The organism is Actinoplanes sp. NPDC026623, from assembly GCF_040638275.1.
Lineage (GTDB): Bacteria > Actinomycetota > Actinomycetes > Mycobacteriales > Micromonosporaceae > Actinoplanes.
In genome coordinates this window covers 16380-36636 of sequence record NZ_JBEZXZ010000014.1, presented here as the reverse complement: position 1 = coordinate 36636, position 20257 = coordinate 16380, and the positions used below count along the sequence as shown (strand labels likewise).

Below are 20257 nucleotides of genomic sequence, written 5' to 3'. Positions count from 1 at the left end.
GGCTACGGGAGGGGGCTCGATGGCGCGGGAGACCGGCCCGGACTTCATCGAGGCCCTCGCCCGCGGGCTGGACGTGCTGCGCAGCTTCCGGCCGGGCCGCAGGGTGTCGACGCTGAGCGAGATCGCCGCCGACACCGGGCTGGCCCGGCCCACCGTGCGCCGGATCCTGCTCACCCTGACCGAGCTGGGCTACGTGCGGTCCGTCGACCGCGGCTACACGCTGACCCCGCGGGTGCTCGAGCTCGGCATGGCCTACGTCAACTCCCTGGACATGTGGGACGTCGCCCGCCCGCACATGGAACGCCTGGTGGCGCAGACCGGCGAGTCCACGTCGATGGCCCAGCTCGACGGCTCCGACATCGTGTACGTCGCGCGGGTCGCCGTACCGAAGATCGTCACGCTGGCCGTCTCGATCGGCACCCGATTCCCCGCGCACGCGACCTCGATGGGCAAGGTGCTGCTCGCCGCGCTCGACTCCGCGGAGCTGGAGACGGTTCTGGCCGAGCCGGGCCGATCGGGCGTCGAAGCCCGGTGGCAGCCCGATCGTGACGCCCTGCTCCGGTCGCTGCGCGAGGTCCGCGCGCGGGGCTGGGCCCTCGCGGATCAGGACCTCGCGCTCGGCGTCCGGTCCATCGCCGCGGGCGTGCGAAACGGCGACGGCAGGGTCGTCGCCGCGCTCAATGTCACCGTGCACGCGGCGGAGACGTCTGTCGATAAGTTGACAGGCGTGTACCTGCCGTTGTTGCTGCATGCGGCCGCCGACATAAGCCACGACTGGGCTTTGCTCGATACGGCGCCGATAGTGGTCCGCGGCTGAGAGCTTCATTCACGGCATTCATAAGTCTCCTACTGGCCGGAACCGGGTTCTTACGGGCAGGATCGGCGCATGACGACCTCCGGCCGCCTGCCCTACCCGATCGCCCTGACGGGGGACGGCGTCCAGCTGCGCGAGTGGCGGGACGAGAATCTCGAGGATCTGGTTGAGCTCCTCGACGAGCCGGACATCGCACGATGGACGCCGATGCCGTCCCCGTTCGACCGCGAGGCGGGCGTCGCCTACCTGAAGCGGGCGCGGCAGAGCCGCGCCAGCGGCCAGCGCATCCAGCTCGCGATCGTCGCCGGCGGCGGGCCAGTCGGCGAGGTGCTGCTCTTCGGCCTCGACGCCGGCCTCCGGGAGGCCGAGCTCGGCTACCTCGTGGGCGCGGCGCATCGCCGGCACGGGCACGCCTCGGCGGCACTCTCCCTGCTCTCCGGGTACGCCCGCGGCGAGCTCAACCTCAGCCGGCTGCTGCTGCGCATCGACCCGGCCAACACGGCGAGCTGCGGCGTGGCCCGCCGCTGCGGCTACCGGCTCACCGGGGAGCCGCCCATCCTGCAGGAGGGCCCGTACGGCCCGAGCAGCCTGGACACCTGGGAACTCGTCACCGCGGGCGGCGGGACCCGTCTCGAGCGGCTGAGAAATGTCGCAGCCCGGCGCTACGGTCGTCGGGGTTGAGAGGTGGTGGTTCCCATGGACGTGGACCGCAGGCAGGTGATGGCATACCGGGTCGCCGCGCTCGGGCTGGCCGAGCGCCGCGCCGACCGCCCCGGTGATCTGGCCGTGCTCGACCTGGGCGTGCAGGAATACACGCCCGGTTCCGCGCAGGTGGCGCTCGCCGCCCGCACCGACGCCGAGCTGAGCGACGACCGGCTGCTGACGGTCTGGGCCGCCCGGGGCGCGCCGCACCTGCACCGCCGCCGCGACCTCGGTGCCCTGGTGACCGCGCTGTGGCCGGTCAGCGACGCGGATGCGTCGGCCCGGATCCACAGCGCCCAGATCCCCGAGGGCGGCAAGCTGGGCCGCAACGCGTTCGAGGCGACCGCGATCGCGTTCCGCGAGGTCGTCACGTCCTCGATGCCGCGCGGCGAGGCCAGCACCCGGGTCAGCGCCCTGGTGCCGCGCGAGCTGACCTACGACTGCCGGGCCTGCGGTGCCCGGCACATCTCCGGCAGCGTGTGGCAGCACTCCGGCCTGGCCGGCGGCGTCGAGGTCGAGTCCCGCGGCAAGGACGCGACGCTCGGCCCGATCGAGGACGCGCCGCCGCTGCCCGAGCGCAACGCGGGCATCCAGGATCTGATCGCCACCTACCTGCGGCTGCTCGGCCCGGCCACCCCGGCGGACGTGGCGAAATACCTGGGCAGCACCACCGCCGAGATCAAGAAGGTCTGGCCGGAGGGGCTTGCCGAGGTCAGGGTCGACGGGCGCGCGGCCTGGCTGCCCGCGCCGGCGGTCCCCGCGCTCGCCGCCGCCTCGCCCGCGCCGGGCGTGCGGCTGCTTCCCGCGATGGACGCACTGCTGCAGGCCCGCGACCGGGACCTGCTGGTGCCGGACCGGGCCCGGCGCAAGGAGATCTGGAAGCTGCTCGGCAACCCGGGCGCGCTGCTGATCGACGGGGAGATCGCCGGGGTGTGGCGGGCCCGGCTCGCCGGCCGCAAGCGCGTCGATCTCACCGTCACGCCGTTCGGCTCGATCACCGCCGGTGCCCGCAGGGCGGTCGAGGAAGAGTCCGCAGTGGTGGCCCGGGCCCGCGGTGTCGCCGCCGCGACGGTCGCCTACGGCTGATCCCACCCGCGGCGGAAAACCCATGCACGTTCGTTATGGGAGTCACCAGGCGGGCGGCAGGGGTTCCGGGCCGGGATAGGGGTCGCCGGGCCGAAGTGGCCGGCAGCGATAGGTGAGCGCGGCCAGGATGACCGCCCCCCATACCGCGGCGATGGCGGCGGCGCCCCACCAGCCGAGGACCCCCAGGGCCAGGACCGCCGCCCAGACCACGCAGGCGGCCAGCACGAGGGAGGTCGGCACGCGCCGGCGGGTGGGCAGCCGGTCCCGCATCCGCGCGCAGAATTCCGGGTCGTCGCGGCGAAGCTGGCGTTCCATCTGCGCGAGTCTGCGGTTGTCTTCCTTGCTGAGCATGTCGCCACCTCCGGCGGGCCCGGACAGAAGGGCACATCGGCCGGGAGCCACGAGCCGTTCTGTCGCCCCGGTCGATGCCCATTGTTACCCGTCGGTCACTGAATTCATACTCTTAGGGGTGATTGTGTTCACGGGTGTTCAATGCTCGTCTCCGCGGCGCGGAAGACCCAGCCGCGCATCAGCAGGAAGCGGACCCCGGTGGCGACCAGATTGGCGATCACCAGGACGCCCAGTTCCACGCTGGTCGGTGGGTCGCCCGCCAGGTGCAGCAGGGCGAGCGAGCCGCTGGTCAGGCCCAGCCCGACGGCGAAGACGACAAGCCCCTGCGCCTGATGACGCCAGGCGCCGTCGCTGCCGCGTACCCGGAAGGTCAGCCGCCGGTTGGCTGCCGTGTTCGCCACCGCGGTGACCAGCAGCGCGACCAGGTTGGCACTCTGCGGGCCGAAACCGCCGCGCAGCAGGGCATAGAGCAGCAGGTACGCGAGCGTGCTCGCCGCGCCGACCGCCGCGAAGCGCAGCAGTTGCCCGGTCAGCCCGGTCGGCACGCCCGCCACCGGCAGCGGATTGCGGCCCAGCTGCCGGCGCAGGGCGGCCAGCGGCAGCCGGCCGGCGCCGAGCGCCCGGGTGAGCCGGGCGATGCCGCGCAGGTCTGCGAGCGCGGTGGCCACGATGTCGACCCGGCTGTCCGGGTCGTCGATCCAGTCCACCGGCACCTCGTGGATGCGCAGCCCGGCCCGCTCGGCCAGCACCAGCATCTCGGTGTCGAAGAACCAGCCGGTGTCCTCGATCATCGGCAGCAGCCGCTCGGCCACGCCGGCCCGGATCGCCTTGAAGCCGCACTGCGCGTCGGAGAAGCGCGCCGACAGGGTGCCCCGCAGGATCAGGTTGTAGGCGCGGGAGATGAACTCGCGCTTGGCGCCGCGGACCACCCGGGAACCGCGGGCCAGCCGGGAGCCGATCGCCAGGTCCGAGTGGCCCGAGATCAGCGGCGCGACCAGCGGGAGCAGGGCGCCGAGGTCGGTCGAGAGGTCGACGTCCAGATAGGCCAGTACGGCCGCGTCGGAGTGCGTCCACACGTGCTTGAGCGCCCGGCCCCGGCCCTTCTCCGCCAGGTGCACCGCCACCACGCCGGGCAGCTCACCGGCGAGCCGGCGGGCCACGTCCTGGGTGGAGTCGGTGCTCGCGTTGTCCGCGATGGTGATCCGGAACCGGTACGGGAACTCGCTCCGCAGGTACCCGTGCAGCCGGCGGACGCAGGGCTCGAGGTCGATCTCCTCGTTGTACACCGGCACGACCACGTCGAGCACCGGAGCAACGATCCGCACCTGCTCGGGGGCGGGCGTGGGCAGCATGGAAAGGCTCATGTCGAAAAGATCGCCCGCGCTGCTATGCCCGGAATATGGCGACCCTGTGCCGGTCCTGTGAGTCCCGTTTCCGGTCCGTGGCACGCCGCCGGGGCGGCCCCCCCCTGGGGGGGAACCGCCCTGGCGGGGTCGTGCCGGTGTGTCATCGAGTGGCGGTCAGGTCGTAGATCGTCACGCCGTCCACGGTCTGCGCGGTGAAGGTCGCCGTCACCCATTCGGAGATCTGCGAGCTGTAGTTGCTGCCGCCCGAGCCGGCGCGTCCGCCCCCGAACCCGGCCCCGAACCCGCCTCCGCCTCCGCCGATGAAGTAGTGGATCTTCCCGTCGGTCACGTACCGCTGGAACTGCTCCAGCGTCGGCGACGGGTCGCTGCCGTTGAATCCGCCGATCGCCATGACCGAGTCGCCGGTGGCCAGCTGGTATCCCGACGCGTTCTGCGAGCCGACCGCCGCGGCCACCCAGGTGTAGCTCCCGGCGTTCGCGTCCAACAGGGACTTCATCTCGTCGCTGACGGTGGCGGCGTTGAGCAGCCCGCCCATGCCGCCGCCACGCATCCCGCCACCCGGAGCGGTCCCGCCCGGAGCGGTCCCGCCCGGCTGTGCGCCGCCGCCGGGAAAGGCGCCGGGGCCGCCGGGGCCGCCGAATCCGCCGCCCTGCCCGGCCGGGCCGGCCGACGGGATCGAGCCGGTGTGCGGCTCGGACGCCGTCTGCACCGCGTTGGCGGCGGGGCCGGCGAGCACCGCCGCCAGCGCCAGCCCCGCGGTCGCCACCGCGACCCGGGCCGGCAGCCGCAGCGCGGCCAGCACACCCAGCGCCGCCACGACGCCGCCGGCCGGGACCACCCAGCGCAGCCACGGCAGGAAGCCGGCGCTGCGCGCCAGCAGGTGGTACGACCACCAGGCGCTCACCGCGATCGTCGCCGCCAGGGTCAGCGCGGCGAACACGTTGCGCCGGTGGCGCCACAGCAGCGCCGAGCCCATGCCGGCCACCGCGCCGATCGCCGGCGCCAGGGCCACCGTGTAGTAGGCGTGGAAGATGCCCTGCATGAGGCTGAAGACCAGACCCGTGCCGACGAGCCAGGTGCCCCACAGGATCAGACCCGCCCGCAGCCGGTCGGTGCGCGCGGCCCGCAGCGTCAGGACCAGGCCGGCCACCAGCACGATGAGCGCCGCCGGCAGCAGCCAGGAGACCTGGCCGCCCTGCGAGCCGTCGAACATGCGCAGCAGGCCGGTCTCGCCCCAGCCGCCACCGCCGTTGCCGCCGCCACCACCGCCGACGCTGCCGGTCTCGTCGCCGCTGAGCCGGCCCAGGCCGTTGTAGCCCAGCGTCAGCTCGAGCAGGCTGTTGTTCTGCGAGCCGCCGATGTACGGCCGCCTCGAGGCGGGCACGAGCTCGACGATCGCGATGTACCAGCCGGCCGAGACGACGACCGCGAGGCCCGCCAGCAGCAGCTGCCAGATCCGGCGGCCCAGCCGCGGCGGGCCGGCGAACAGGTAGGCCAGCGCGTACGCCGGCACGACCAGCAGCGCCTGCAGCATCTTGGTGAGGAAGCCGAGGCCGACCAGGGTCCCGGCGAGCAGCAGCCACCTCGTCGAGCCGTTCTCGATGGCCCGCACGGTCGCGTACGCGCCGGTGACCAGCAGCAGCACCAGCAGCGCGTCCGGATTGTTGAACCGGAACATCAGCACCGCGACCGGGGTCAGCGCGAACACCGCGCCCGCGATCAGCCCGGCCGCCGGGCCGTACCAGCGGCGGACCGTGGCGAAGAGCAGCCCGGCCGTCGCGACGCCCATCAGGGCCTGCGGCACGAGGATGCTCCACGCGTTCACGCCGAAGACCCGGGCCGACAGCGCCATCACCCACAGCGAGGCGGGCGTCTTGTCGACGGTGATCGAGTTCGCCGCGTCGGACGAGCCGTAGAAGAACGCCTTCCAGCTCTCGGAGCCGGCCTGCACGGCCGCCGAGTAGAACGTGTTCCCCCAGCCGGAGGCGCCCAGCCCCCAGACGTAGAGGACGCCGGTGAGCAGCAGCAGGGCGAGCAGCGAGGGCCGTACCCACGGCGCGTCCTGGACGCGGCCGCGGAGGAATCCGGACCAGCGGGACCGGGTGTGGTCCGGCGGCGCGGTCGGTGGTGGCTCGACCGGAGACACCATCGGCGGTACGGGCAACGTCGAGGTCATCGTGGATCCTTAGGGCAGGCGGAAGCGCTGTCCCCGTTACTGTCTTCCGCCCGCCTGTCGGACCCTTATGCCGATACTGTGCGCCTGCTATGAACCGGTTTCAGCCGGCGCGGCGCTTCGCCGAGGCCGTCGCGAGCCGGTCCAGCACCCCGACGGTCGGCTCCCAGCCCATGCAGGCGTCGGTGACGCTCTGCCCGTACGCGAGCTCGCCGCCCAGGTCCTGCCGGCCGGGGATGAGGAAGCTCTCCAGCATCACGCCCTTGATGCCCTGCTGGCCGGCCTCGAGCTGGCCGGCGACGTCGTCGGCGACGATCGGCTGGCGCAGGTGGTCCTTCAGGCTGTTGCCGTGCGAGCAGTCCACGATGACCCGCTCGGGCAGGCCGGCGGCCTTCAGCAGCGCGAGCGCGGCGTTGACGTCGGCGGCGCTGTAGTTCGGGCCCTTGCCTCCGCGCAGCACGAGGTGGCAGTCCTGGTTGCCGGTGGTGTGCATGATCGCCGGGGTGCCGGAGACGTCGATGCCGGGGAAGACGTGCGGCGCGGCGGCGGCGTTGATCGCGTCGATGGCGGTGGAGATGCTGCCGTCGGGGCGGTTCTTCATGCCGATCGGCATGGACAGCCCGGAGGCGAGCTGGCGGTGCACCTGCGATTCGACGGTGCGGGCGCCGATCGCGCCCCAGGCCACGGTGTCCGCGATGTACTGCGGGGTGATCGGGTCGAGGAACTCGACGCCGACCGGCAGGCCCCGGCCCAGCACCTCGACCAGCAGCGACCGGGCCACCCGCAGCCCCTTGCCGACGTCGCCGGTGCCGTCCAGGCCCGGGTCGTTGATGAGTCCCTTCCAGCCCACCGTGGAGCGTGGCTTCTCGAAGTAGACCCGCATCACGATCAGCAGGTCGTCGGCGAGCCGGGCGGCCTGTGCGGCGAGCCGGTCCGCGTACTCGGCGGCGGCGACGGGGTCGTGCACCGAGCACGGTCCGACGACGACGAGCAGGCGCGGATCTCGGCCGTCGAGCACGGCCTCCACCTGCCGGCGGCTGTCCAGCACGGTCGCGGACAGCTCATGGGTCAGCGGCAGCTCGTGGTGGAGCAGCGCGGGGCTCATCAGCGGCACGATGGATTCGATGCGCTGGTCGCTGACCCGCTGCACCTCGGGGATGGTCACGGCTGTCTTCTCCTCCGCCGGTGCCCGGGGCCGGTGGCCCGGGTGTTGCCGGCTTTTTCGCAAAACGAAAGGCAGCGACGATTGTCGCTGCCTCGGCCGGCCCTACGGGGGTGTCTCAGGTCATGGGATCATGGCCGAGGCACCGGCGGGAGCCGGCCTCGTAAACCACTGATACCAGAAGGACACGCGCAGAGCTTAGCCCATCAGGGCAGGTGGGTGTCCGTCAGCCGGGGTATGTGCACGTGCAAGTTGCTGTGCTGCGATTAAGCGCATGAATAACGCGAGCGCGCCCTACCTCCTGGACGGTCTGGCCGAGCTTTCGCCGGCACAGCGACGGCAGACCGTGGCGACGGTCGTGCTCAGGGTCTGGGAGACGCCGGTCGTCCTACTGGATGAGATCTCGCCGACTCAGGCACTGACGGCGATCGCCGCGATAGCCGCGGGTCTGCCGGGCTCCGCCGGCCGCCCGTGGGTCGACGACCGGCTGCTGGCCGCGGCCTGCCCGAACGTGACAAGCGAGCTGGCCGGCCGCGCCCTGTGCGCCCTGGACGTGATCGTGGGCCGGGACAGCGCGTCGGTGCCGCTCGAGCTGCACGTGACGGACGGCGAGGCGGCGGGTGCGCTGCTGGACGAACTCCGGGACGTCCTGATGGACGGCCTGCGGCTGGGCCGCTGACCGCTACCGGCCGGCGCGCAAGGGCTCGGGGCGTTGCGGCACCGGCGCCGCCGGCAGCCGTACGGTGAACTCCGTGCGGCCCGGCGCGCTGCGCACCGACACCGTTCCGCCGTGCGCCGTCACCACCGCGTGCACGATCGACAGCCCCAGGCCGGTGCTGCCCGCCGCGCGGGAGCGCGAGCCGTCCCCGCGCGCGAACCGCTCGAAGATGTGCGGCTGCAGGTCGGCCGGGATGCCCGGACCCTCGTCCGTCACGGTCAGCAGCGCGGCGTTCTCGCCCTGGCCCACCCCGACGGTCACCCTGGTGCCCTCCGGCGTGTGGGTCCGCGCGTTGGTCAGCAGGTTGGCCAGCACCTGTTGCAGCCGCTGCCCGTCGCCGGTGATCGTCACCGGCTCCTCGGGCAGGTCGAGCCGCCAGTAGTGCCGCGGGCCGGCCGCGTGGGCGTCGCTGACCGCGTCCACCACCAGCATCGTCAGGTCGACCGGCTCGTGGGCCAGCGGCCGGCCGGCGTCCAGGCGGGCGAGCAGCAGCAGGTCCTCCACCAGCGTGGTCATCCGCTGCGCCTGCGACTCGACGCGGCACAGCACGTGGGCGATCTCCTCCGGTACGGGCCGGCGGCTGCGGCGGCTCAGCTCCGCGTAGCCGCGGATGGCCGCGAGCGGCGTGCGGAGTTCGTGGCTGGCGTCGGCGACGAACTGGCGTACCTGCGTCTCGCTGGCGTGCCGGGCCTCGAGCGCGTCGCCGACGTGGTCGAGCAGCCGGTTGAGCGCCGCGCCGACCTGGCCGACCTCCGTGCGGGGGTCGGTGTCCGCGACCGGCACCCGCTGGGCGAGCTCCACCTCGCCCCGGTCCAGCTCCAGCTCGGCGACCCGGGTCGCGGTCGCCGCCACCCGGCTGAGCGGCTTGAGGGTACGGCGAATGATCACCGCTCCCGCCCAGCCGGCGACCAGCAGCGTGACGAGGACGGTCCCGCCGGTGACCCCGGCGATGGTGAAGAGCGTGGTCTGGGTGTCCTTGAGGGGCAGGCCGGTGACCAGGGTGGTGCGGTTGCCGAGGACCGTGGCGACCGCGCGATAGTCGCCGAGGGTGCCGCCGAGGTCGACGTCGGCCGGCCGGCCGTCGGGGGTGACCGTCGCGAGCCGGTTCACGGCATCGGCGGGAAGGTCGACCCATTCGTTGCTGCCCTGCGGGTAGCCGGTCTCGGGGTCGCCCTGGCGGTACTGCACGATGCCGCCGCCCGCCACGTCGCCCGATCGGGTCAGCCCGAGGAAGATCGAGCCGGATTGCGCGCCCGGCGGCGGGGACAGGCCCGGTACCGGGTGTTCGGCGCCCGGCCCGCCACGCGGCGGGCCGCCGAGCGCCCGCCGGCCTGCCTCCTGCAACTGGACGTCGACGCGGGCATAGAGGGTCCTGCTCAGGTAGAACTCGGCGGTGCCGCCGACGACCAGGCCGAGCATCACCAGCAGGCCGGTCATGATCGCGACCAGCCGGGTACGCAGGGGCCAGCCCGCCGGACTCCAGCGGGCGGGGCGGGGCGGGGTCACGTCAGCCGGCCGGTTTGAGGACATAGCCGGCGCCGCGCATGGTGTGGATCATGGGAGTCCGGCCCGCGTCGATCTTCTTGCGCAGGTAGGAGATGTACAGCTCCACCACGTTCGCCTGGCCGCCGAAGTCGTAGTTCCACACCCGGTCCAGGATCTGGCTCTTGCTCAGCACCCGGCGCGGATTGCGCATCAGGTATCGCAGCAGCTCGAACTCCGTCGCGGTCAGGGTGACCTCGTCGCCGCCGCGGCGCACCTCGTGGCTGTCCTCGTCCAGGGTGAGGTCGCCGACGATGAGCTGGGACTCCGTGCGCATGCCGGAGTTGCCCGCCCGGCGCATCAGCCCGCGCAGCCGGGCCACGACCTCCTCCAGGCTGAACGGCTTGGTGACGTAGTCGTCGCCGCCGGCGGTGAGGCCGATGATCCGGTCCTCGACGGAGTCCTTGGCGGTCAGGAAGAGCACCGGCACGTCGGGCGACTCGCCCCGCAGCCGGCGCAGCACCTCGAGCCCGTCGAAGTCGGGCAGCATCATGTCGAGCACGACGGCGTCGGGGCGGAAGTCGCGGGCGGTCCGGACGGCGGTCTGCCCGTCGCCGGCGCTGCGCACGTCCCAGCCCTCGTATCGCAGGGCCATCGAGAGGACCTCGGCGAGGGTGACCTCGTCGTCGACCACGAGGACCCGGACCGGCCCACCGTCCGGGCGCCGGAGCTCCGCGCCCGGCTCTGCGTTCGCCATCGTCATGCCCCAACTGTCGCGGGCCACGCTTTGCGCCGCCTTTCCGTTTCCTGTGTAGCACCTGTGCGTCGCCCCCAACGTCGTTGTCCCCGCGGGCGGGACCGCCCACGGGCGTGTCGGAATCGGACTAAAAGCTAATAACGCCGCATAATGGCCCGCGGTGCAGACACGGGTGAGCGGAGGAACGGGTGCGACTACGCGGCGTCGTCGGTGTCGTCGCGATGCTCGCACTGGTCCTGCTGCCGACCTCGGCGGCCGCGGAGGCGCCGTACCCGCCCGGCATCAGCGTCGACACGGTCCGTACCGCGATGCTGGGCGGCGCGACCATCGCGGCCGGCGGCGCGCACACCTGCGCGATCACCAGCCTGGGCGGGCTCTACTGCTGGGGAGACGACTCGTCGGGGCAGCTCGGCGACGGCGCGCGGGCGCACGCCTTCGGCCAGGTGGTGCCCGCGCTCCCGGCCGCCGTACAGGTCGACGCGGGCGCGGCGCACACCTGCGCGATCGACCTGCGCGGGAGCGCGCACTGCTGGGGCGACGATTCCGCCGGGCAGCTGGGCGACGGCGGGCACGCCGACCGGGACACCCCGGTCCGGGTCGCCGCCCTGTCCGGCCGGAACCTGGTGGAGATCGCCACCGGCGCCCGGCACTCCTGCGCCGTCGACGACGAGGGCGTGGCCTGGTGCTGGGGCGACGGCTCGCACGGCCAGCTGGGCGCGCCGGGGGTGCGGGGCTCGGCCCTGCCGGTGCGGGTCAGCACCCGGACCGGGATGCGCGACCCGGTCGTCGGCATCTCCGCCGGGCGCGACACCACCTGCGCCACGACCGCGGCCGGCGCCGCATTCTGCTGGGGCTCCGACGCGTACGGGCAGCTTGGCGCCGCCGGGCGCGGCGACCGGGCCGAGCCGGCGGCGGTCGCGCGCGGCCCGATGCGCGGCAAGATCCGCGACGTGTCGGTCGGCGGGACGCAGACCTGCGCGGTCGACGCCGACGGGCGGGCGTACTGCTGGGGCAGCCGGGCGCTCGGGTCCCGGGCGGCGCGGCCGCAAGCCGGGCCGGTCGCCGTCGGCCTCGCCGGCGCGTTCGACGAGGTCGCGGCGGGCGGGGAGCACACCTGCGGGCTGGACCGCGCCGGGCGGGCGTTCTGCTGGGGCAAGGGCGCGGGCGGGCGGCTCGGCAACGGCGGCGGGGCCCTGCGTACGGCGCCGGTCGGCGTGCGGGCGGGCCTCGTGCTGCGCGACGTCGACGCCGGCGACCAGCACACCTGTGCCTTCGACACCCGCGGGTACGCGTACTGCTGGGGTGTCGGCGCCAACGGCCGGCTTGGCACGCCGAGATCGGCCGCTGTGGCCGTACCGGTGCAGGTCAAGGGTTTGCCGAGGCCACCGACGGCCGCGACGGGCGTGCGGGTGCGCGCGCTCGACGGCGGCCTGCGGGTCTCCTGGCGCCCGCCCGCGGACATGGGGTCCGGGGAGTTCCTGTACTTCTGGGCGACGACGGCCGACTACCGCTCGACGTGCACGCTGGCGGTCGCCACCGCGGACGGCTGCGAACTGGTCGGCCTCGAGAACGGCCGGCGCTACGACGTGGCGGTGCTGGTCCGCACCCGTGACGGCCTGACGGTCGGTGACCTGGTCACGGGCGTCCCGGCCGCGGTCGCGCCGCTGCCGTCCGGCGTCCGGCAGCCGGCCCGGAGGTCCGCCGCGGTGCTGCCCGGCGACGGCGCGGGGGTGCTGGTGACCGGCATGAGCCCGATCGCGCTCGTCGCGCTCGGCACCGTGCTGCTCGGCGGCGGCCTGGCGGCCCTGCTCGTCAGGAAGCCCTAGCCGGTCCGTTCCGGAGGCCTGCGGAATGCGGCGAATTGTCGGGAAGCTTGGGGAAACGGAACACTCGCCGTTCGACCGATGTTGTGCCAGCGTTGGTCAAGTCGCCGGCGTGAGCGTGGGGAGCGGGTTTGTGGATCTACTCGAGGAGTACCGCAGGGCCACCTTCATCTTCGAGTCCGGCGACGCGCTCGGCGCGGCCCGCCTCCTGGAGCCGATAGTCGAGGCGGAACCACACAACGCGGCGGTCCGGCAGCTGCTGGCCCGCGCCTACTTCAACTCGGCGCAGCTGACCAGGGCGGAGGGGCAGCTCCGGGTGCTGATCGAGCAGGACCCTTCCGATCACTACGCGCACCACGTGCTCGGCCGGACCCTCGAGCGGGCGGGCCGTTTCCGGGAGGCCCTGCCGCACCTGCGCCTGGCCGCCGCGATGAAACGGCACGACGACTACACCGACGCGGTGCGCCGGGCCGAGACGTGGCTGGGCAAGAACGAGGGCGCATAGGATCGCGAACGTGAAGCTCAAGCTGGATCTCCACGACATCTTCAACCGCGGCACCGAGATCGACAAGGCGCTGCGCGGCATCATCGACGAGGCCATCCAGAAGAAGGCGACCCTGGTCGAGATCATCCCCGGCAAGGGGTCGGGAGCACTGAAGAAGAAGGTGCTCCGCTTCCTGGACCAGAAGGAGATCAAGCAGCTCTACCACCGGGTGGAGAAGGACGGCGACAACTGGGGCCGGCTCTTCATCCACTTCCGGTTCGAGTCCGCACAGGGGCGCGGCCGTCGCGGGCGGTGACGCCCACCCTCCTTACAGCGTGTAGGTGTGCGCCACGGCCAGCATCTCCGAGCTGTGTGAGCCGGTGACACCCACGTCCGCCGGGCGGGGCCTGAAGCCCGGAAGGGTGGACAGGCCGTCGCTGGCGTCCATGACGCGGATCTTCAGCGGCCCGGTGCCGCGGACCGTCAGGGTGATCTCTACGCCCTCCGCCGGCGGCGCGTGGAAGACGAGGCCGAAGCCCCATGAGCCGCCCGCGGTCCGGTCCACCGGGACGTCGCGGCCGCCGGCGGTGGCCTTCGTGACCGCCGTCTCGGCGCCCACGTGCAGCGTGACCAGCCGGACCGGGCGCTGCGGTGCCAGCCGCAGCCGAACCGTGCGCAGGTCGCCGGCCGTCGAGTCGTCCACCTTCGTCAGCCGCGGCGCGGGCAGCGCCGCCGGCTGAGCCGGGCCGGCGAACAGCTTCTCGTCGCCGAACGCCGGCAGGGCGTCGGTCACCGCCACCGCCGGCCCGGACACGTACTGCGAGGTCCACTTCTGCGGCGAGGAGTCCGCGCTCAGCCAGCGCGCCTGGTTGGTGTCGGTGTCCAGGGCGTACATGAGATGGGCCGGCGCGGGGTGGGCCGCGTCGAAGCGGTCCACGACCAGGCCGGTGGCCGTGCAGCCGACCAGGGCCAGCGCCGCCGCCAGGGCCGGCAGGGCGCCCAGCCGGCGGGCCCGGGCGGCGACCAGCCCCCGCTGGCCGCCCGCCTCCGGGTGCAGCAGGTCGATCACCGGCAGGACGGCGAGTCCCAGCAGGGCCGCGATGAACGCGCCCGGGCCGGTGAGGCCGAGCGCCGGGAAGAACATGATCGCCGCCGGAAGCAGCACGACGATCGCGACCGCCGCGCCCAGCGTCACCGGCAGCAGCGACCACCAGCCGCGCAGGAACACGGCCGCGATGCCGGCGAGCGCGCCGGCGAGGGCCGGCAGGGCCGTCAGGTACGAGCCGCCGGGTGCGAACGCGGCCAGCGCCACCCCGAGCACCGCCAGCCAGCCGAGGCCGCCGACCGCCAGCGCCGCCGGGCCGAGCCTGCGGCGCAGCAGCGCGTACCAGGCGAAGACGACCATCGCGGTCAGGGCCAGGATCGCCAGCCGGTACCAGAACGGGCGGTACGGGTCGATGGGCTGCTCGGCGTAGCCCGGCCGGAGGGCGGTGAGCAGCGCCCAGAGCAGCACGGTCAGCAGCGGCGCCACGATGATCGGCACGAGGGCCAGGCCGAAGCCCGCCGCCAGCCGGCCGCCGGTGGCCAGGCCGCGGCGCCGCGCCAGCCAGCCGAGGGCGATCACGGCCAGCAGCGCCAGCGCGGCCAGCGGCCAGGTCAGCGAGCCGGGATAGACCGCCAGCCCGCCCGGCACCGGGAAGTAGGTGGCGTCGCCACCCGACTTCAGCCCGGCCAGGTCGCGGCCGCCCAGGTCCCGGGCCAGCGCCAGCGCGTTGTCGCCGAGGTGCTGCAGGCTGTCGGTGTCCATCGCGGCCGGCGTGTCCGTCGGCGCGTGATACACCGCCGAGCCGTCGATGTACGCGGTGTTCAGCCCCGTGAAGCCCGCCTCGAGGAACGGCGTGAAGTCGGTGTCGTTGGGCAGCCGGCGGTAGATCTCCACCGCGAACGAGGTGCCCACCGGCTTCGGCGCCCCCGCGAACGCGCCGATCAGGCCCGCGTTGTCCGCCGCCGTCTCGAACATGATCGCCGGGCCGGTGCTGCCGCGGGCCTCCAGGTTGAGCACCACGCCGCCGCCCCGAGCCAGCGGATGCTGGTCGACGAAGGCCTGCGCGCCGCACAGGCACGCCTCCTCGGCGTCGGTGAGGACGAAGACGACGTCGTTTCGCAGGCGCGGCCCGCCGGCCAGGGCCCGCGCCGACTCCAGCACGGCCGCGGTGCCGGCCGCGTCGTCGTTGCCGCCCGGCCCGGTCTGCGCCGAGTCGTAGTGCGCGACCAGGAAGATCCGCCCGGTCGACGCGGTGCCCGGCAGCAGCGCCACCACGTTGCGGACCTGCGCCAGGCCGGTGCCGCCCGCGCTCGACGACAACTCGCCGCCCTGAACCGACACGGTGTCCTGAGCCTGCGGGTCGAGGCCGGCCTCGCGCAGGGCGGCCATCACCTGGTCGCGGGCCGCCGAGTTGGCCACGCTGCCCGCCGGGTGCGGCGCCACGGCGAGCGCCCGGACCCGCTCGAACGCCCGGCCCGCGCTGAAGTCGGAGGACGGCGCCCCGGCCGGACGCGCCGCGGGCGGACGCACGGACTGCAGCGCCGGAACCGCCACCGCGGCGAGCGCCACGACCGCGGCCAGGGCGCCCCACCCTCGCCGGGCGGGGCGCACCAGGGCCCGCGACGCGGCCTCGATCCGGGGTACGTGCACAGAAATCCTCCCGACGACGGTGACGCCTGACATCTAAGCGCCTGCGACCCGCCGCGGGTACCCCCGTGATCGGTGCGCCGGTGGCATAGCTTTGTCCGGTGACCCTCCCCCTCGACCCCCCAGCCGTCTTCGCCGAGTTCATCGCCCGGGTCGCCTGCTACGACACCTCGCCCGAGTCCGGCCCCGTCGCCGTCATCGGCCTGCGTACCGCGTTGGGGGAGGCGACGTTCCAGGTCAGCGACCATGTCGTGCGGGCGATGTGCCGCGCGCTGGAGGCGTACCGGGATCCCGCCGACCGGGGGCTCTGCATCTCCTGCGGCAGCCGGAGCCTCGACGAGAACCTGCACTGCCGCGACTGCGGCCGGCTGCACGGCATCCTCGGCGAGGTGATCGCCGAGCACGCGCGCCGGGTCGCGGCCGACCCCTCGTACGGCCCGCAGGGGTGAGCCGGACCTCCGGTGACGGTGGCCGGTGTTGTGTACCCGCAGCGGGTGGTGGACTATCAGCGGGTCACGCCCGAAGGAGTCGAGCCATCAAGCGTCCCCACCGCGCCGGTGCTGCCGTCGCGCGCACCCTGACCTGCGGGGTGACGCGTTGATCGAGCGCGCCCTCGCAGGAGCCCAGCCCGCGCTGAAGGCCCCCGAGCGGCTCCGCATCCTGCTTGTCGAGGACGACGAGGGCGACGCCTTCCTGGTCCGCGAGCTGCTCGCCGAGGCCGGCGCGTCGTTCGACCTGCAGGTGGCGACCAGCCTGCGCGAGGCCCGGCCGATGATGCGCGGCGTGCAGTGCGTCCTGCTCGACCTGGGCCTGCCCGACGCCGAGGGCATCGACGGGCTGCGCCAGCTGCTCGCGGTGGCCGGCGGCGCCGCGGTGTGCGTGCTGACCGGGCGGTCCGACGAGCACCTCGGCGTCGCCGCCGTGGCCGAGGGCGCCCAGGACTACCTGGTCAAGGGCCAGGTCGACGGCGTCCTGCTGGTCCGGGCGCTGCGCTACGCGGTCGAGCGCAAGCGCGCGGACGAGAACGCCCGGCGGCTGCGCGAGGTGGAGCTGCGCCAGGCCGAGTCCGCCCGCCTCGAGCGCGGCCTGCTGCCGCAGCCGCTCATGCAGACCGACGAGGTCGCGGTGCACACGTTCTACCGCTCCGGGCGGGCGCTTGGCCTGCTCGGCGGCGACTTCTTCGACGTCGTGCAGGTCGGCGCAGACCGGCTGCACGTGATCGTGGGCGACGTCTGCGGGCACAGCGTCGACGAGGCGGCCCTGGGCGCCGAACTCCGGGTGGCCTGGCGGGCGCTGGTGCTCGGTGGCGTCCCGGAGGATCAGATCCTCGCCGCCCTCGAGCAGGTGCTGGTCAGCGAGCGCCGGGCCCGTGAGGTGTTCGTCACTGTCGCGTCGGCCGTCATCGACCTCACCGCCGACCGGGCCACCGTACGGCTGGCCGGCCACCCGCCCCCGGTGCTGCTCTCCAGCGACCGGGCCGAGCCGGTTGCCGCGCGTACGGGCATCGTCCTGGGCGTCAAGCCCACACCCACGCCCGCGACCGAGGTGGAGTTCCCCGGCCGCGACTGGTCGCTGCTGCTGTATACCGACGGGCTGATCGAGGGGCACACCGGCGTCGGCGACGAACGCCTCGACGTCGACGGGCTCTGCGGGCTGCTCGGCGACCCGGCCGCCAAGGAAGTGCCGCTCGCGGCCCTGCCGGCGTGGCTGGTCGGCCGGGCCGAGCAGGGCAACGGCGGCCCGCTCGCCGACGACGTGGCCATGCTGCTGATCTCCCGCGGAGGCGGCCGATGAGCCTGTTGGAATTGCGCACGTGGACCCTGCGCCGGCGGGTCGTCGCCCTCTGCCTCGCCGCCGGCCTGCTGCTCTCCATGCTCGGCGGCTTCGCCCTGATCGCGGCGGCGAGCAGCAACGACCACATGGACGTCATCCTCGACGTGACCGGCCCGATGCGAGTGGCGGGCGAGAGCCTCAATACCGCGGTCGTCGACCAGGAGACCGGCATCCGCGGCTTCGCGATCAGCGGCAACGAGGACAACCTCAGGCCGTACGCGGACGGGGTGGCCAGACAGAATCAACTCCTGGACGAGCTTGACCGGCTCAGTCAGCGCAGCGAACGCCAGGACGCCGGTATCGGCCCGGCGCTGCGGCAGGTGCGGCAGCGCGCCGATGCCTGGCGGCTCGCCGTCGCCGATCCGGTGATCAACGCCGTGCGGACGCAGGGCCCCGAGGCAGGGCAGGCGCTGGTCGAGGCGGCGAGCACGAGGGAGTTCGACGCGCTGCGGGCCTCGATCGCGGACCTGCAGGGCCAGATCCTGGTGATCCGGACCAGCGCGGCCGACGCCGCCAAGCGCAGCGGCACGGTCCTCGTCGCCCTCGAGGTCTTCGCCGCGGTGGTGGTGATCCTCGCCGGCGCCACGCTGCTGCTCCTGCTCGATCGGCTGGTCACCCGGCCGGTCACCGAGCTGGCCGAGCAGGTCCGCGAGGTCGCCCGGGGCGACTACGACCGGTCCATCACCAGCGAGGGCTCGCCCGAACTGCGCGGCCTGGCCGCCGACGTCGACGGGATGCGCACGCAGATCGCCGCCGAGCTGACCGAGGTACGCGAGGCGCGCCAGCAGATCGAGTGGGTGAACGAGCAGCTCAAGGCGCAGGCGGAGGAGCTGACCCGGTCCAACCGCGACCTCGAGCAGTTCGCCTACGTCGCGTCGCACGACCTGCAGGAGCCGTTGCGCAAGGTGGCCAGCTTCTGCCAGTTGCTGCAGCGCCGCTACGCGGGTCAGATGGACGAGCGCGCGGACCAGTACATCGGCTTCGCGGTGGACGGCGCGCAGCGGATGCAGCGCCTGATCAACGACCTGCTGGCGTTCTCCCGGATCGGGCGGCTCACCGCGGGCTTCACGGACGTCGACCTCGACGCGGTGCTGGCGCGGGTCAGGTCGCAGTTCGAGGACCGGGCCGGCGATGACGCGCAGTTCGTCTGGTCCGACCTGCCGACGGTGGAGGGCGAGGAGCCGCTGCTCACCACGCTCTTCGTCAACCTGATCGGCAACGCGCTGAAGTTCCGCCGGCCCGACGTCGCGCCGGTCATCACCGTCACCGCGGAACGCGACGAGCAGGAGTGGCGGATAAACGTCCGCGACAACGGCATCGGCATCGAGGCGGAGTTCGCCGACAAGGTCTTCGTGATCTTCCAGCGGCTGCACGCCCGGGACGCGTACGAGGGCACCGGCATCGGCCTCGCCATCGTCAAGAAGATCGTCGAATACCATGGTGGACGGATCTGGCTCGATCTTGACGTCGCCGAGGGCACCTCGATCTATTTCACCCTCCCGCTGCTGGCCGGCGTTCCGGTGCGGGAGCTCGTCGAGGATGCCAAGGGAGGAGCAACGTGACTGGTGTCATCCGGCAGGACGGTACGCCCATCGAGGTGCTGCTCGTCGAGGACGATCCCGGCGACGTGCTGATGACCCAGGAGGCGTTCGAGGAGCACAAGGTCCGCAACCGGCTCTCCGTCGTGTCCGACGGTGCCGAGGCCCTGTCCTACCTGCGCCGCGAGGCCCCCTACGAGAATGCCGTGCGCCCCGACCTGATCCTGCTCGACCTCAACCTGCCGCGCCGCGACGGCCGCGAGGTGCTCGAGGAGATCAAGAAGGACGATGAGCTGTGCCGCATCCCGGTGGTCGTACTGACCACCTCCGCGGCGGACGAGGACATCCTGCGCAGCTACCAGCTGCATGCGAACGCCTACGTGACCAAGCCTGTCGACTTCGAGCGGTTCATCGCGGTGATCCGCCAGATCGACGAGTTCTTCGTCAGCGTCGTGAAGCTGCCACCGCGTGCGTGACGACCTGGTCGACCAGGTCACCTCGCTGGTCCGCGAGGTGGCCCAGGAGGTGGTGCTGCCCAGGTGGCGGCATCTCAGCGCCGCCGAGATCCACCAGAAGTCGCCCGGTGACCTGGTCACCATCGCCGATCAGGAGGCCGAGCGGGCGCTGACCGCCGGACTGACCGCGCTGCTGCCCGGCTCGCAGGTCGTCGGCGAGGAGGCGGTGGCGGCCGACCCCGGCGTGCTGGGCCGGGTCGGTGACGGCGGCGCCATCTGGATCGTCGACCCGGTCGACGGCACCAACAACTTCGCCGCGGGCAAGACGCCGTTCGCGGTGATGGTCGCCCTGCTCCGCGACGGCGAGCCGGCCGCGGGCTGGATCCTCGATGTGGTCGCCGACCGGATGACCGTCGCCGAGGCCGGCAGCGGGGCGTACGCGGACGGCCTGCGGCTGAAGGCCCGCACCGACGATCCGCCCGCGAGCGCCCTGACCGGCGCGGTCTCCCGCAGCTACTTCCCGGACGACCTGCGTACGCGGATCGAGGCCGGCGTGCCCACGTTCGGCACGGTGACCCGCGGGCGGCACTGCGCCGGGCACGAGTATCAGGCGGTCGCCACCGACGAGCAGCAGTTCGCGACGTTCTGGCGGATCCTGCCGTGGGACCACGTGCCGGGCGCGCTGATCGTCGCCGAGGCGGGCGGCACGGTGCTGCACCTGGACGGCTCGCGCTACCGCCCGACGGACTCCGAGCGGGGCCTGCTGATCGCGGCGAACGCGGACATCTGGGCGACGGCGCACGCCGCGCTGTTCGCCTGA

19 protein-coding genes are annotated in these 20257 nt (G+C 73.4%); 12 read left to right on the top strand and 7 right to left on the bottom strand.

Translation table 11 applies throughout. The features are described 5' to 3' along the window. The first annotated feature begins 19 nt into the window (after positions 1-19). The 3 genes from AB0F10_RS06725 to AB0F10_RS06715 all read left to right on the top strand — a co-directional run bounded on the left by AB0F10_RS06725 (position 20) and on the right by AB0F10_RS06715 (position 2602). Positions 20-817 (top strand): IclR family transcriptional regulator C-terminal domain-containing protein, encoded by a 798-nt coding sequence (locus AB0F10_RS06725; RefSeq protein WP_360620827.1) that lies wholly within the window; start codon positions 20-22, stop codon positions 815-817. 69 nt (positions 818-886) lie between these two features. Beyond that, positions 887-1495, top strand: coding sequence for a GNAT family N-acetyltransferase (locus AB0F10_RS06720; protein ID WP_360620826.1), 609 nt, complete (start codon positions 887-889; stop codon positions 1493-1495). 15 nt (positions 1496-1510) lie between these two features. Beyond that, positions 1511-2602 (top strand): DNA glycosylase AlkZ-like family protein, encoded by a 1092-nt coding sequence (locus tag AB0F10_RS06715; protein ID WP_360620825.1) that lies wholly within the window; start codon positions 1511-1513, stop codon positions 2600-2602. Between the two features lie 42 nt (positions 2603-2644). On the opposite strand, the gene AB0F10_RS06710 is transcribed toward AB0F10_RS06715, so the two are convergent. The 4 genes from AB0F10_RS06710 to AB0F10_RS06695 all read right to left on the bottom strand — a co-directional run bounded on the left by AB0F10_RS06710 (position 2645) and on the right by AB0F10_RS06695 (position 7658). Beyond that, positions 2645-2953, bottom strand: coding sequence for a DUF3040 domain-containing protein (locus AB0F10_RS06710; protein ID WP_360620824.1), 309 nt, complete (start codon positions 2951-2953; stop codon positions 2645-2647). 128 nt (positions 2954-3081) lie between these two features. Then, entirely contained in the window at positions 3082-4305 is a 1224-nt protein-coding gene (locus AB0F10_RS06705) for a bifunctional glycosyltransferase family 2/GtrA family protein (RefSeq protein WP_360620882.1), read from the bottom strand. A 154-nt stretch (positions 4306-4459) separates the two neighbouring features. Next, entirely contained in the window at positions 4460-6496 is a 2037-nt protein-coding gene (locus tag AB0F10_RS06700; protein WP_360620823.1) for a glycosyltransferase family 39 protein, read from the bottom strand. A 100-nt stretch (positions 6497-6596) separates the two neighbouring features. After that, entirely contained in the window at positions 6597-7658 is a 1062-nt protein-coding gene (locus AB0F10_RS06695; protein ID WP_360620822.1) for a 3-deoxy-7-phosphoheptulonate synthase, read from the bottom strand. Positions 7659-7929: 271 nt separating this feature from the next. Between AB0F10_RS06695 and AB0F10_RS06690 the strand changes: the two genes are divergently transcribed. Further along, a complete protein-coding gene (locus AB0F10_RS06690; RefSeq protein WP_360620821.1) occupies positions 7930-8334 on the top strand; it encodes a hypothetical protein in 405 nt (134 codons plus the stop codon). Positions 8335-8337: 3 nt separating this feature from the next. Here AB0F10_RS06690 and AB0F10_RS06685 read toward each other — a convergent pair whose 3' ends face one another. Together AB0F10_RS06685 and AB0F10_RS06680 are read right to left on the bottom strand one after the other, a co-directional pair. Next, the gene (locus tag AB0F10_RS06685) at positions 8338-9903 is read right to left on the bottom strand and encodes a HAMP domain-containing sensor histidine kinase (RefSeq protein ID WP_360620820.1); all 1566 of its coding nucleotides are present in this window, start codon (positions 9901-9903) and stop codon (positions 8338-8340) included. Further along, complete coding sequence (locus tag AB0F10_RS06680; RefSeq protein ID WP_360620819.1) at positions 9881-10618, bottom strand: response regulator transcription factor; 738 nt, start codon at positions 10616-10618, stop codon at positions 9881-9883. The genes AB0F10_RS06685 and AB0F10_RS06680 overlap by 23 nt, the downstream gene beginning before the upstream one ends. A gap of 182 nt (positions 10619-10800) precedes the next feature. Here AB0F10_RS06680 and AB0F10_RS06675 point away from each other — a divergent pair, with 182 nt between their 5' ends. The 3 genes from AB0F10_RS06675 to AB0F10_RS06665 all read left to right on the top strand — a co-directional run bounded on the left by AB0F10_RS06675 (position 10801) and on the right by AB0F10_RS06665 (position 13235). Next, positions 10801-12438 (top strand): hypothetical protein, encoded by a 1638-nt coding sequence (locus AB0F10_RS06675; RefSeq protein ID WP_360620818.1) that lies wholly within the window; start codon positions 10801-10803, stop codon positions 12436-12438. Between the two features lie 130 nt (positions 12439-12568). After that, positions 12569-12940 (top strand): tetratricopeptide repeat protein, encoded by a 372-nt coding sequence (locus AB0F10_RS06670; protein WP_360620817.1) that lies wholly within the window; start codon positions 12569-12571, stop codon positions 12938-12940. Between the two features lie 10 nt (positions 12941-12950). After that, entirely contained in the window at positions 12951-13235 is a 285-nt protein-coding gene (locus tag AB0F10_RS06665) for a Smr/MutS family protein (RefSeq protein WP_360620816.1), read from the top strand. A 12-nt stretch (positions 13236-13247) separates the two neighbouring features. Here the strand turns inward: AB0F10_RS06665 and AB0F10_RS06660 are convergent, their stop codons facing one another. Beyond that, positions 13248-15647 (bottom strand): M28 family peptidase, encoded by a 2400-nt coding sequence (locus AB0F10_RS06660; RefSeq protein ID WP_360620815.1) that lies wholly within the window; start codon positions 15645-15647, stop codon positions 13248-13250. A gap of 65 nt (positions 15648-15712) precedes the next feature. Between AB0F10_RS06660 and AB0F10_RS06655 the strand changes: the two genes are divergently transcribed. From AB0F10_RS06655 to AB0F10_RS06635, 5 genes are all read left to right on the top strand, one after another. After that, positions 15713-16060: a hypothetical protein gene (locus tag AB0F10_RS06655; protein ID WP_360620814.1), complete on the top strand. Its 348-nt coding sequence runs from the start codon at positions 15713-15715 to the stop codon at positions 16058-16060. 148 nt (positions 16061-16208) lie between these two features. Continuing rightward, entirely contained in the window at positions 16209-17405 is a 1197-nt protein-coding gene (locus AB0F10_RS06650) for a fused response regulator/phosphatase (RefSeq protein ID WP_360620813.1), read from the top strand. Next, positions 17402-19006, top strand: a complete 1605-nt coding sequence (locus tag AB0F10_RS06645) for an ATP-binding protein (RefSeq protein ID WP_360620812.1) — start codon at positions 17402-17404, stop codon at positions 19004-19006. Before AB0F10_RS06650 ends, AB0F10_RS06645 begins: the two co-directional genes overlap by 4 nt. Next, on the top strand, positions 19003-19458 hold the full coding sequence (locus AB0F10_RS06640) for a response regulator (protein WP_360620811.1): 456 nt from the start codon (positions 19003-19005) through the stop codon (positions 19456-19458). The genes AB0F10_RS06645 and AB0F10_RS06640 overlap by 4 nt, the downstream gene beginning before the upstream one ends. Next, positions 19451-20257: an inositol monophosphatase family protein gene (locus tag AB0F10_RS06635; protein WP_360620810.1), complete on the top strand. Its 807-nt coding sequence runs from the start codon at positions 19451-19453 to the stop codon at positions 20255-20257. Before AB0F10_RS06640 ends, AB0F10_RS06635 begins: the two co-directional genes overlap by 8 nt.